Source organism: Streptomyces sp. NPDC053673, from assembly GCF_055585225.1.
In genome coordinates, this window is record NZ_JBVJKN010000002.1 from 1 (window position 1) to 12293 (window position 12293).

At 70.2% G+C, this 12293-nt stretch carries 11 protein-coding genes; 3 read left to right on the forward strand and 8 right to left on the reverse strand.

The genetic code is table 11. The features are described from left to right. Positions 1–153 precede the first annotated feature (153 nt). Positions 154–747: a GNAT family N-acetyltransferase gene (locus tag ACZ6ZQ_RS03135; RefSeq protein ID WP_469766825.1), complete on the forward strand. Its 594-nt coding sequence runs from the start codon at positions 154–156 to the stop codon at positions 745–747. Here the strand turns inward: ACZ6ZQ_RS03135 and ACZ6ZQ_RS03140 are convergent. The 8 genes from ACZ6ZQ_RS03140 to ACZ6ZQ_RS03175 all read right to left on the reverse strand — a co-directional run bounded on the left by ACZ6ZQ_RS03140 (position 737) and on the right by ACZ6ZQ_RS03175 (position 9897). After that, positions 737–2335 (reverse strand): type VI secretion protein, encoded by a 1599-nt coding sequence (locus tag ACZ6ZQ_RS03140; protein WP_469766826.1) that lies wholly within the window; start codon positions 2333–2335, stop codon positions 737–739. The genes ACZ6ZQ_RS03135 and ACZ6ZQ_RS03140 overlap by 11 nt on opposite strands. Position 2336: 1 nt before the next feature. Then, positions 2337–3746: an ATP-binding protein gene (locus tag ACZ6ZQ_RS03145; RefSeq protein WP_469766827.1), complete on the reverse strand. Its 1410-nt coding sequence runs from the start codon at positions 3744–3746 to the stop codon at positions 2337–2339. Between the two features lie 44 nt (positions 3747–3790). Continuing rightward, positions 3791–5344: an SCO6880 family protein gene (locus ACZ6ZQ_RS03150; protein WP_469766828.1), complete on the reverse strand. Its 1554-nt coding sequence runs from the start codon at positions 5342–5344 to the stop codon at positions 3791–3793. Continuing rightward, the gene (locus tag ACZ6ZQ_RS03155; RefSeq protein WP_469766829.1) at positions 5341–6696 is read right to left on the reverse strand and encodes a hypothetical protein; all 1356 of its coding nucleotides are present in this window, start codon (positions 6694–6696) and stop codon (positions 5341–5343) included. Before ACZ6ZQ_RS03155 ends, ACZ6ZQ_RS03150 begins: the two co-directional genes overlap by 4 nt. After that, entirely contained in the window at positions 6686–7522 is an 837-nt protein-coding gene (locus ACZ6ZQ_RS03160) for a hypothetical protein (RefSeq protein ID WP_469766830.1), read from the reverse strand. Before ACZ6ZQ_RS03160 ends, ACZ6ZQ_RS03155 begins: the two co-directional genes overlap by 11 nt. A gap of 204 nt (positions 7523–7726) precedes the next feature. Next, on the reverse strand, positions 7727–8035 hold the full coding sequence (locus ACZ6ZQ_RS03165) for a hypothetical protein (protein WP_017945892.1): 309 nt from the start codon (positions 8033–8035) through the stop codon (positions 7727–7729). Between the two features lie 416 nt (positions 8036–8451). Beyond that, positions 8452–8592 carry a hypothetical protein gene (locus ACZ6ZQ_RS03170; protein ID WP_469766831.1) on the reverse strand — a complete coding sequence of 47 codons (141 nt, stop codon included), beginning with the start codon at positions 8590–8592 and terminating at the stop codon, positions 8452–8454. A gap of 513 nt (positions 8593–9105) precedes the next feature. Next, on the reverse strand, positions 9106–9897 hold the full coding sequence (locus tag ACZ6ZQ_RS03175; protein WP_469766832.1) for a thioesterase family protein: 792 nt from the start codon (positions 9895–9897) through the stop codon (positions 9106–9108). A gap of 385 nt (positions 9898–10282) precedes the next feature. Between ACZ6ZQ_RS03175 and ACZ6ZQ_RS03180 the strand changes: the two genes are divergently transcribed. Both ACZ6ZQ_RS03180 and ACZ6ZQ_RS03185 read left to right on the forward strand, forming a co-directional pair. Next, positions 10283–11293, forward strand: a complete 1011-nt coding sequence (locus ACZ6ZQ_RS03180) for a C40 family peptidase (RefSeq protein WP_469767300.1) — start codon at positions 10283–10285, stop codon at positions 11291–11293. A gap of 280 nt (positions 11294–11573) precedes the next feature. After that, a complete protein-coding gene (locus ACZ6ZQ_RS03185; RefSeq protein ID WP_469766833.1) occupies positions 11574–12290 on the forward strand; it encodes a phosphatase PAP2 family protein in 717 nt (238 codons plus the stop codon). The last annotated feature ends 3 nt before the right edge of the window (positions 12291–12293 follow it).

The following is a 12293-nucleotide window of genomic DNA, read 5'->3' on the forward strand; positions in this document are numbered from 1 at the left end:
TGCAGGGGGGACCCTGTGGGAGAGTAGGACGCCGCCGAACAATCTTTAGCCTCAACCCCCGGACATCGTCCGGGGGTTGAGGCATTTTTGCGTTCAGCCGGACGCGGGCGATATCGCGTTGCCATGCGGCGGGGCGGTCGCCAGGATCGGGACATGGAACACGTGATGCGACCCGTACGGGCCGACGAGTGGGAGAAGTGCCGCGAGATCAGGCTCGCGGCCCTGCAGGACCCCGCCGCGCCCGTCGCCTTCCTGGAGACGTACGAGCACGCGGCCGCCCAGCCCGACTCCTTCTATCAGGAGCGTACGGCCCGGGCCACCGGGGACGAGGTGCACCAGTTCGTCGCCGAGGCGCCGGACGGGACCTGGTCGGGGACGATCACCGTCCTGGTGGAGCGGCCGGACGGAATCATCCGGTTCGGGGAGCCCGCGCGGGTGGACCAGACGCATGTGGTGGGGGTGTACGTACGCCCCGAGGCACGCGGAGCCGGCCTTGCGGACGCGCTGTTCCGGGCGGGTGTGGCGTGGTCGTGGGGACTGAGCGGGCCACCGATCCAGCGGGTGCGTTTGTACGTAGACGAACGGAACCCGCGAGCTGCCGCGTTCTACCGGCGCTTCGGGTTCGTGCCGACGGGGAAGACGATCGCGGTGCCGGGCGGGGAGTCCGGCGGCGAGTCCGGCGCGGCGTCGGGGGAAGAGCCGGCGCGGGAGCTGGAGTACGAGCTGGTGAGGCCCGTCACGGAGTGAGAGTCCCTTCCGGCCAGCGGGCGCGGGCCTGCTCCTGGGAGCGGAGCAGGACCAGGGGCGGCAGGCCCTGGTCCTGACCGGTTGCCAGCAGCTCCGGAAGCCGGGGAAGCGGAGCCACCGCCGCGACGTCGTCGAGCACGAGGGTCAGTGGTGGGTCGAGCCGACCGTCGGATGACCGTGCGGCCATGCGGCGGCCGTGCTCGACCACGCTTGAGGTGAGGGCGGTCAGCAGAGGCATCGCACCGGGGCGGGTGCGGGGCTCCTCGATCGGTTCACCCACCACATAAAGGGTGCCCCCCTCGTCCACGAATGATTCCAAGGCGAGCGAATCTGCTCGGTTGGGAGTGCAGGCTTCGCGGATGTGGATCGAGGAGAGGGAGGTGAGCGTACGGGCCGTCAGTTCCTGTGCGATCTCGCGGCGTTCGACGTGGGCGGTGAGAGCGGACTCGAGGAGTCCCGCGAGGCCGGAGGCGGCCTTGGGGTGAGTGCGGAGGATTCGTACGGGCTCGTGGGCGCCGTTCCCGACGGCCCAGCGGTGGACTTGTTTGAACGGGCGCCCGTCCACGGCGGCGGCGTGCAGCCAGCAGCGCAGGAGCGTTTCGGCGGTGTCGGCGACGGCAGCGTCGAGGCGGGAGTGCGGGCGTACGGGGGCGAAGAGTGCGGTGGCGCGGGCCGCGGCGGTGGCGGGGTCTTCGCAGCCGGTGGTGGGCGACCAGTGGAGGCGGGCGGGGGTCTCGCAGAGGTGGCCCGGGTCGTAGACGAGGACCGGGCCGAGCTTGGCCCGGGCGTCCTTGGTCTCCGCCCACACGGTGGGGTCGGACGTGACGACGAGCGCGGGGCCCTCGGCGTCCCGGATCGCCTGAAGGGTGGAGGGCCGGCGGGCGGACGGGTCTCCGTAGAGAAGGCGGGGGCGGCGGGGCGCGGGGACGGTGTGCTCCACGGGGTGGTGCGATGCGGGCACCCCGGGCACCCCGGACATCCCGGGGGCGGTGTGCACGGCGTCGGCCGCCGGTGCCGCCGTCCCGACGGCCGGCGCGGAGAGCACGGACGTACCCGTGCTGTGGCTCGTGTCCGATGCCGCGCCCGCCGCGATGGAAGAGGGTGTACTCGACGGCGTACCCGGGTCGAGGCCCGCGCCCGCCGCTGTCGTGGTCGACGGCAAACCGGTGGAGTGTCTCGACCCCGGGCGGGCCCTGGCCGGCGACTCGCCCGAGGCTCCCCGTGAGGCCCGGACCGCGCGCCAGCGGGCCAGGGTGCCGAGGGCGAAGACCGTCAGGACGACCAGGATCATCAACTGGCCGATGAGGAGGCCCCAGAAGAGGCCGTAGCCGGAGAGCTGGGCCGCCGGTGTGCCGGGCCAGGCGGTGGGGAGGTCGTGCGGCTCGGAGACGAGGCTGCGCATCGCGAGCGGTGTGTTCGTGAAGGTCACTCCGTCGGGCCAGGAGCCCCGGGCGAAGAGGCCTGCCAGACCCGTGGCCGTCCAGACCAGGACGGTCAGGCCGAGGAGGAAGCCCAGGACACCCACCAGCAGGCCGTCCGGGATGCCCCGCTCCTCGGCGCCCCGTTTCTCGCGTGCGTCGTGCGGCATGTCAGGCCACCGTCGACTCGGAGGACCGGGGGTTCAGCTGTTGCTGCTCGATGAGGGCCGCGCGCTGCTCCGCCTCCCGTTCCGCGGCCCGTACGTCGTCGGGCAGCGCGGAGGACTCCGTCATCGCCCGGTCCGTGTAGACCAGGGGCCGTTCCGCCTCCGTCACCAGGTGTTTGACGACCTGGACGTTGCCGTTGACGTCCCACACCGCGATGCCGGGAGTCAGTGTCGGGATGATCTCGACGGCCCACCGGGGCAGGCCCAGTACCCGGCCCGTCGCCCGTGCCTCGTCCGCCTTCTGGGCGTAGATGGTCCGTGTGGACGCCATCTTGAGGATCGCGGCGGCTTCCCGCGCCGCCGCCCCGTCGACCACATCGCTCAGGTGGTGGACGACCGCCACGAAGGACAGACCGAGCCGGCGGCCGAACTTCAGCAGACGCTGGAAGAGCTGCGCCACGAACGGGCTGTTGATGATGTGCCAGGCCTCCTCGACGAGGAAGATGCGCTTCTTCCTGTCCGGCCGGATCCAGGTGTGCTCCAGCCACACACCCACGATGGCCATCAGGATGGGCATGGCGATCGAGTTCCGGTCGATGTGCGACAGGTCGAAGACGATCAGCGGCGCGTCGAGGTCGATGCCGACGGTCGTCGGGCCGTCGAACATGCCTCGCAGGTCACCGTCGACCAGCCGGTCCAGGACCAGGGCGACGTCCAGACCCCAGGCCCGTACGTCGTCTATGGCGACGTTCATCGCTTCCGCCGACTCGGCCTCGGGGTGGCGGAGTTGTTCGACGATGTCCGTCAGGACGGGCTGCCGGTCGGTGACGGTCTCGTTGACGTAGGCGTGCGCGACCTTGAGGGCGAAGCCCGAGCGCTCGTCGAGCCCGTGCCCCATCGCGACCTCGATGATGGTGCGGAGCAGCGCGAGCTGGCCCGTGGTGGTGATGGCCGGGTCGAGCGGGTTGAGCCGGATACCGCCGTCGAGAGCGGCCATCGGGTCGAGTCGGATGGGTGTTATTCCCAGCTCCTCGGCGATGAGGTTCCACTCGCCGACCCCGTCCTCGCCCTGGGCGTCGAGGACGACGACCTGCCGGTCGCGGAAGCGCAGCTGCCGCAGTACGTACGTCTTCTCCAACGCCGACTTGCCGTTGCCGGACTCGCCGAGGACCAGCCAGTGCGGGGCCGGCAGCTGTTGCCCGTACAGCTGGAAGGGGTCGTAGATATAGCCCTTTCCGCTGTAGACCTCGCGGCCGATGATCACGCCCGAGTCGCCGAGCCCTGGCGCGGCGGTCGGCAGATAGACGGCCTGGGCCTGGCCCGTGGACGTACGCACGGGCAGGCGGGTCGTCTCGACCTTGCCGAAGAGGAAGGACGTGAAGGACTCGGTGAGGACGGACAGCGGATCTCGCATCGGATCAAGGCCCCTATCAGCGCGTATCAGCGCGTATCAGCGCGCTAGCGGCGGATGCCGGTCGCGAACGGCAGCGTGTTCACAAAGGCCCGGTGGTGCTCGCGGTCGCACCACTCCAGCTTCAGATACGACTTGCCCGCCGAGGCTCTGATCGTGCGCTTGTCCCTGGCCAGGGCCTCGGGCGTACGCGACGACACAGTGATGTACCCGACAAGATTGACGCCTGCCGCGCCACTTGCGAGATCTTCACCCCGCTGGTCGAGCCGCCCGTGGGCGGCGATGTCGCGCGGGTCGACCGTACGGTTCATCTTGGCGGCGCGGCTCGCCTCCGCCTCGTCGTTCGTCTTCTCGGTCAGCATCCGCTCGATGGCGACCTCGGTGGGCTCCAGGTCCATGCAGACCGCGACCGTACGGATCACGTCCGGGGTGTGGACGAGCAGCGGGGCGAGGAAGTTGACCCCGACGGGGGTCATCGGCCACTCCTTCACCCAGGCGGTCGCGTGGCACCAGGGGGCGCGGGTGGACGACTCGCGGGTCTTGGCCTGGAGGTACGTCGGCTCCATGGCGTCCAGTTCGGCGGGCCAAGCGTTTCGTTTCGTCATCGCCTGGATGTGGTCGATGGGGTGGTCGGGGTCGTACATGGAGTGCACGAGGGAGGCGAGGCGGCCCTGGCCGAGGGGCTGGCGTACGCGGATGTCCGCCTCGGCGAGGCGGGCGCAGATGTCGGTGAGCTCGCGGGCCATGACGACGGCGAGGCCGGCGTCCTTGTCGAGCTTCTTCGTGCCGCTCGCCTGGCCGGCCGCACGGGCCATGGCGTGGGCCTCGGCGGCCAGTTCGCGGGTGTAGTGCATGCAGGCGACGAGATAGGCGCGGTGCTGCTCACTGGAGGTGGACACCATCGACTGGAGCTGGTCGTACGACTGCTGGAGCCAGCTGGGGGCCTGGGTGTCCCCGCGCTGGGCGACGTCCTTCGCGTGCGCGTCGGGGTCGGCGGGGAGGGTGCGTGCCAGCATCTGAATGCGGGTCACAAAGCCGTCTCCGTTGGCGACATGCTTGAGCAGTGTGCCGAAACGGTCCACCAGGGCTTCCTGGTCCTCGCTGTCGCGGAGGCCGACGCCGGGGCCCTCGATCTCGATGGCGGCGGTGACGGTACGGCGGTCCGCGTGCAGCAGTACGGCGATCTCGTCGGGCCCGAAGGGGGCGGCGAGCCAGCTGATCCGGCCGATGCCGGGCGGCGGGCCGACCTCGACCTCGCGCCCGTCGACGCGGGTGCCGGCCTCCATGGCGGCTGAGCGGTAGACGGTGCCGCGGCGGAGGGTGCGCTTGTAGCTGCGGTTGATCTCGAACCAGCGGTAGAAGGTGCGGTGCTTGTACGGGACGTACACGGCCGCGAGGGCGAGCAGTGGGAAGCCCATGAGCAGCACGATCCGCAGGGACAGGACGGGGACCAGCAGTCCGCTCATCATGCCGAGGAACGCGCCGGCGATGATCAGGGCGATCTCGCCGGTCTCGCGGTTCTTGCCGACGATCGCGTTCGGCCGGGCGCGGCCGATGAGGTACGTACGGCGGGGCGTGATGGGTTGGGACTGCGTCGTCAACGCCCTCCACCTCCTGTGCTTCCTGTGCCTGTGCCGGCGCTGCTGCCGGAGTTCTTGCGGTGGCTGTGCGGGGTACTGGGGCTGCTGCTACGGGGCGGAGGTGCGGCGGCGGGGACGGTTCCGCCTGCGGTCGTGCCGCCTCCGCCTCCGCCTCCACGTGAGCTGTGTGCGGCGACGCCGCCGGAGACGGGATTGGCGGAGTGGCCGCCGCCTCCGGACCCACCCTGCTGGTCGCTGCGGCCGCTGTGGGTCTTGATGCCCTGTGAGACGAGGGCGGCGGGCGAACTGATGACGGCGGCGGCCTTGTTCTCTGCGCTGTTCTGGATGCGGTTGTTGCGGGATGCGGCGATCTCGTCGCCGAAGCCGGGAACGAAACGGTAGATCATGGCGGAGGCGAAGATCGCGAGCAGGATGATGGCGAGTCCGGTGACGACCGCGGAGAACGAGTCCGGCCCGTCGTCCGCGGACAGTGCCCCGGCCAGGCCGAGCACGATGACGATGACCGGCTTGACCAGGATCACCGCGATCATGATCCCGGCCCAGCGGCGTACGTGCCCCCACATGTTCTTGTCGACGAGCCCCGAGTACACGACGACACCGAGCAGCGCGCCCACATAGAGCAGAACGGCCCGGATGAACAGCTCCAGGTAGAGGATGCCGGCGGCGAGGACCGTCACGAGCGACACGACGATCAGCATGATCGGCCCGCCGCCGATGTCGTCGCCCTTCTTGAGCGCCTCTCTGAAGCTGCCGAAGAAGACGTCCGTCTGGCCGCCGGTGCTCTGCGCGATCACATCGGTGATCGCGTCGGTTGCGGAGACGAGGGTGTAGAGGATCAGCGGCGTGAAGGCGGACGCCAGGACGGTCAGCCAGAGGAACCCGATCGCCTCGGAGATGGCGGTGGCGAGCGGGACGCCGCGGATGGCGCGCTTGGCGACGGCGAGGAGCCAGAGGAGGAGGGTGAGGAAGGTGGCGGCGGCGAAGACGACGGCGTACTGGCCGAGGAAAGTGGTGTTCGTGAAGTCCACCTCGGCGGTGGACTTCACGGCCTTGGAGAGGGTGTCGACGACCCAGGCGGCGGCGTCGGCGCAGCCGCGGGCGAGGGAGGAGAGGGGGTCGAGGGTGGTGGCGGGGTCGTCGAGGGAGGGGGCGCGGCGGGCGGCGCCGTCGCCGTTTTCGCAGTAGTCGCGTGCGGGGCCACGAATGAGGTCGCAGGGGTTGTTGCTCACGCCGGGAGTCGGGGTTGGCGTCGGTGCGGCCGCGGCTCGCGTCGCCGTGAGCACGACTGTGGTCTGGAGTCCGGCAAGGGCGGCGGAGATTGCAAGTACGCGGCCAGGACGCTTACCGGGCATACGTGAATCCTCCGAACTGCTCCACGGCGTCGGCCATATCCTTGGCGCCGGAGGCTGCCTGATCGCGCCCGACGGGTACGGGGCCGTCCTTCTGAGCGAAGTTGGTGATCTTCCAGTCCCCGCTGATCCACTTCAGCTCGTACGTGGTCGTGTACCAGCTCGAGGACACGGGGTTCTCGGAGCCCTGGCCGGCCAGGCCAAAGAGGGACGAGAACCAGACGGCCACGCTCGCCGTATCACCGCTGAACTTCTCGACCTTCGAGCCCACGGGGATGACTCGCGAGATGAACGTGAGGCCGTTCGGGGCGGTGCCGTCCTCGCGCAGCCCAATGCGGGTGAGGAATCCCTTGTCGGAGTAGACCTTGTCGAGGTCACCCTGACGCGCGGCCGCCACGTTTGGGGCGTACACCGCGTTCACGATCTCGTGGCGACGAGCCTTGTTGAACATGTCGGCGGAGCCGAGCGGCACCGCAAAGTTCGCCGCCGCACTCTGCGCCCCCTGCTCATCCCGCGCATACCCCACCGGAATCTCCCCGTCCTTCCCCGTCACCGGCCGTACCCCCGTCGCCGCCGTCGGGGCCGTGCGCTTCGCCTGCTCGGTGGTCTTCGGGGAGTCCGCTCCGTCGCCGCGGTTCGCGAAGGCGATGGCCGCGATGAGGAGGACCACCACGCCCACCACCGTGACGAGGGAGCGTGAGTTGTTGCGGGCCGGGCGGCGGGCGCCGCCGTAGATGTCGCCGACACCGGCGTCGGGGAGGCGGGTGCGGGTCTGGCCCGTACCGCCGACGCCGCTGCCGAAGCCGTCGGTCTCGTCGTCGTGGCTCATGCCGTGTACGCCCCCTCAGCCGTGTGCGATGTCGCATCCGAGTACGACGGTAGCCGTGCTGGTTTCCGCGCGGGTGGGGTGTGATGACTCGACATCAGGGAGACGCAACCTCTGCCTAGGGCGCGACGGACGGATGGTGTCGGAGGCGGGTGGAGAGCTGGGTGGAGAGACGGTTGGAAACGGGCGCAGTGGGGTGACGGCCGGTCAGACAGCCATCCCGTACACGATGGTGAACAGGGTCCCCAGCGATCCGATGATGAAGACGCCGGTCAGCCCGGCGACGATCAGGCCCTTGCCCTGTTCCGCGCTGAAGGTGTCCCGGAGGGCCGTCGCGCCGATGCGCTGTTTCGCCGCTCCCCAGATCGCGATGCCCAGGCAGAGCAGGATGGCAACGGCCATCACGACCTCGATCATCACGCGGGCCTCGTTCCCGAGGCTCCCGAAAGGCCCCCAGTTCGGGGCGATTCCGCCGATGATGGTGGTGATGTCGCCCTTCTCGGCCGCCAGGTACATATAACTCACCGCCCCTGTTGGGTAGTTGTCTGCCCCTGCCCCACGGCACAGGCCATCGCTCTATCTTCGCTGATGAAACCGTCCGAGTGCGCCGACTTGGCGGCTCTCTTTACCCGATCCCCGCACGTATGACCGATCCGGCCGCGCTGACCTGGGGCGGCGTGGCCGGATTCTTGCGTGAGGACGCGTATCGTCACTCTGTGTATCACGGGGCGTGACTCCGGGCAATGACTGTCGTTGTGGCACCCAGGGGCTGAAACAGGAGCAGGAAGGGCCGCGGGAGCGGGCGCCGGGACGGAGCGGGCGACGGGGCGGGAGCGGGTACGGCGCCGCGACGGGAGCTGTGACGCGAGCTCACATGCGCGCAGGGCGGCGCCGGAGTCCGGCGCCGCCCTGCATGAGGGTTGGTCACATGGTCAGCGGTTGGTGACCATATAGCCGAGCAGGGCCACGGCCACGGCGATGAGCGCAATGACCGTCACCGCGGCGACCGTTCCCCCGGCATCGCCGCCGCGGCGCGACGCCGCCCTGTTCCCCACGTTCTGCACGTTCTCCACTTGATGCTCCTGAGCTGTTCGCCCCACCGTGGTCATCGGTGGGGTTGACCTCAGCCTTCCTGGCTGCGTGACACAGAGTAGCGGCAGCTGGTCCATACCACTTACGCGGGGCCGTCGCCTCAGCAGTTGGCTCAGCTGGTGGCGCATCAGTTGGCTCGTCGGTGGGCCCGCCGAGGCCATCAGGGCGGCCACGTCCGCGACTTCGTTCAGCGACGGACTGCGTCCGAGAAGGCCCCGGGAACTCCGGCCCCGGCGGTCCAGGACCTGTTCCGGCGTCATGCCCGCGCGCCGCGCTGAAGTCCTCGGGCGACCGCTCCGTGAGCGGTGTCCCCTGAACGTGGTCGATCCCGACGGCGTTGAAGCTGACGCCGATGCGTCCTGCCCGCTCGGCGTCCGCGCCACCGCGCCACCGCGCCACCGCGCCACCTCGCCCCTACCCCTCGCCACCTCGCCACCGCGCTGCCGATGGCGCCTGCCGCGCAGTGGGTCACCGCACGCTTGGCCGGGCAGGGTTCAGCGAGGCGCGATGAAGAGGCTCTGCGCGCTGCGCCCGATCGGGCCCTTCTCGTCGTGGAGCTGTGAGTCCGCCAGACCGATACCGGCCGTGTCCACGCTCGTACGGGCCTCGACGCACACCCATTCGCCGACCGGGTGGCGGTGCAGATGGACCGTCAGGTCCGCGTTGATGAAGACGTGCCGCCTGAAGTCGAGGACGTTGCTGATGCCGTTGCCGGAGTCGGCGGCGACCAGGACGCGGTCCAGGGGCCGTGTCTCCTCGCCGGCGACGAGCGGCATCCTCATCCGCATCCAGCACGTGCCGGGCCCCTGCTCCTGGAAGGCCCCTTCGGTGAACCGGGTGTCCATGGAGGTGTGATAGCCCACTTCCCACGGCACCGCGAAGAACGGGGTCTTGGCGGTCTCCCCCGGCGAGGGCACCTGCGGGCCGGCCGCGACGGCCGGTCCGGGCTCCTCGAGCGTACGGATACGAAGTGCCCTGGCGAGCATCACCGGCGCCTCGCCCTCGGGCGCAAGGGTGGCCTCGACGAGCTCCACGCTCCGCCCGGCCCGCAGCACGGTCGTGGTCACTTCGAGCGGCCGTATGGGCACCGGGCGGACGATCTCGTACGTGACCCGCGCGATCCGCATGTCGTCCCGCGCCCCCGGCCGCTCCTCCAGCGCCCGCCCCAGCAGCGCGGCGGGCGGCCCGGCGTGCTGGGAGGCCGCGTCCCAGGGGCCACGGGTGTGCTCGGTCGACGCGAAGCGGTTCTCGGAGATCCGCTCGAAGAACGCCTCGGGTTCTGCCACGACGGCCGCCTCTCCGCTTCCGATAGGTGTACGGCACACGCTACCCATGGGTAACTGAGCCGGGCCAGGGGCTGGGTCGAGGGAATTCCGAGTTTCTGTGCCGTGACGTACGGTGACCGGCCGGCGAGCTGCCCGGACGACCGGCTCGCCGAACCCCGGGATGCCGCACCGGCCGTCGAGGTCGTCCCCCGGTCCGGGAAGGGCCTCGCCGTCCCTCGGCGTCCCTCACCGTCTACGGGTCCCCGGCCATGGCGAGTTGACGGCCGAAGGAGCTCAGGTTTCTGCGAACGATCCCATACCGCCCCCTTCGACCGCCCCCTGATCCCCGGCCCTCCCACCTACACTTACGCACGGTGGACTGCCGTACGGCGGAGGGTGGTTGACGGTGCGTAAGGCGTGGCTGGTCGCGGGTGCCTCGATCGGGCTGTGTCTGAGCTTCGTCGGTCTGCTTGTCGTCGGGACGTACTCCGCAGCCGCGGGGCTCGGCGGCGGGGCCGGCAAGGGGGCTGTCGCGCTGGCCAAGGGGGCCGTGCCGGCGTTGTACCAGCCGCTGGTGCAGAAGTGGGGCAATCTCTGCCCGGCCATCAACCCCGCGCTGCTCGCCGCGCAGCTGTATCAGGAGAGTGGCTGGAATCCGCGGGCGCAGAGCCCGGCCGCGGCGCAGGGGATCGCGCAGTTCATCCCGGGGACGTGGGCCACGCACGGGGTCGACGGGGACGGTGACGGGGACCGTGATGTGTGGGACCCGGCCGATGCGATCCCGTCGGCCGCTTCGTACGACTGCGAGCTGGCCGGGTACGTGAAGAAGGCGCCCGGCGACGCGACGGACAACATGCTCGCGGCGTACAACGCGGGCGCGTACGCGGTCATCAAGTACGGCGGTGTGCCGCCGTACAAGGAGACGCGGAACTACGTGAAGGTGATCCGGACGCTGGAGAAGAGCTTCGCCCGGCCGGTCGGGCGGGTGGCGCCGTCGCGGCAGGCGGCCGGGGCGATCTACTTCGCGCAGCAGAGGCTCGGTACGGAGTATCTGTGGGGCGGGAACGGGACGCCGGAGCAGGGCGGGCGGTTCGACTGCTCGGGGCTGACGCAGGCGGCGTACCGAACCGTCGGGATCGAGCTGCCGCGGGTGGCGAACGACCAGTACAACGCCGGGCCGCATCCCTCGCGCGACGAACTGCTGCCGGGCGATCTGGTCTTCTTCTCGGACGACCTGACCAATTCGCGGGCGATCCGGCACGTGGGGCTGTACGTCGGCGGCGGATACATGATCAACGCGCCCTACACCGGGGCCGTCATCCGCTTCGACAAGATCGACACTCCCGACTACTTCGGGGCGACGCGGGTCACCAAGGACGGCGCCGCGGCACTGCCGACGCCTCCGCCCTCAGCCTGACGCGGGGCTGACGAAGTGTCGGCCTTGGCCGGAACTCTCCGTTAAGCCACGGCCCTGAGCTGCGACGATGTGTCACTCTTCGATAACGTCATGGTGATCGTTTCGTGGAGAGAGGAACGGACGCGCGAAGCGGGTCGTTCCCTGGACCGGAGCAGTACGTACACGGAGCAGTACGTACACACGGCACCGACCACGGGGGTTCGGGAGCGGCACACACACGGGAGTGTGTGCCGCGGCACACAGAACGACGCAGGCGACACGAGGCAAGGGGCCGCACCGGATGGCTGGACTCGCACTGGACGGGGCGAATCCCGATGTCAGCCTGCTCTACGACATCAACGGGCTGGCCCGGTCGGCACCGACGTGGTTCGACCGTGTCATGGAGTTCGTCGGCGAGTACGGAATCCTGCTCGCGCTCGTCCTCGTCGTGCTCTGGTGCTGGTGGAGTGTGCGCCGGCGCGGCACGGTGGAGGACTCGGTCGGGGCGGTCGCCGCGCTGGTCTGGGCGCCGCTGGCCGCCGGTCTCGCACTGCTCGTCAACATCCCGATCCGCGGGTTCGTGGAGCGGCCGCGGCCGTTCGTGGATCACCAGACGCTCGAAGTCCTGGTCGCCGGGAAGACCGACTTCTCCTTCGTCAGCGACCACGCGACGATGGCGATGGCCATCGGGGTCGGCCTCTTCGTCGCCCACCGCGGTTTCGGGCTCGCCGCGATCGGGCTCGCGCTGGCGGAGGGTTTCTGCCGGGTCTACATGGGCGTGCACTACCCGACCGACGTCCTCGGCGGTTTCGCGCTCGGTACGGCCGTGGCACTGCTCCTCGCGCCGCTCGCGCTGGCGTTGCTCACCCCGCTGATGTCGGCGGTCGCCCGCTCCGGGCGGGCGGGGTGGCTCGTGCGGTCGCGCCGGGCGGTGGCGCGGGAGCGGCAGCACGAGACGCTGGACATTCCGGAGCCGCGGCCGGGCATGGCGCCCGGGCAGAAGGACCTCGCGGCCTAGGGG

Excerpts from the sequence above, each read along its gene's own strand:
- ACZ6ZQ_RS03140 (WP_469766826.1), bottom strand. The coding sequence starts at position 2,335 with ATGCCGCACGACGCACGCGAGAAACGGGGCGCCGAGGAGCGGGGCATC.
- ACZ6ZQ_RS03135 (WP_469766825.1), top strand. The coding sequence starts at position 154 with ATGGAACACGTGATGCGACCCGTACGGGCCGACGAGTGGGAGAAGTGC.
- ACZ6ZQ_RS03155 (WP_469766829.1), bottom strand. The coding sequence starts at position 6,696 with ATGCCCGGTAAGCGTCCTGGCCGCGTACTTGCAATCTCCGCCGCCCTT.
- ACZ6ZQ_RS03145 (WP_469766827.1), bottom strand. The coding sequence starts at position 3,746 with ATGCGAGATCCGCTGTCCGTCCTCACCGAGTCCTTCACGTCCTTCCTC.
- ACZ6ZQ_RS03185 (WP_469766833.1), top strand. The coding sequence starts at position 11,574 with ATGGCTGGACTCGCACTGGACGGGGCGAATCCCGATGTCAGCCTGCTC.
- ACZ6ZQ_RS03160 (WP_469766830.1), bottom strand. The coding sequence starts at position 7,522 with ATGAGCCACGACGACGAGACCGACGGCTTCGGCAGCGGCGTCGGCGGT.
- ACZ6ZQ_RS03165 (WP_017945892.1), bottom strand. The coding sequence starts at position 8,035 with ATGTACCTGGCGGCCGAGAAGGGCGACATCACCACCATCATCGGCGGA.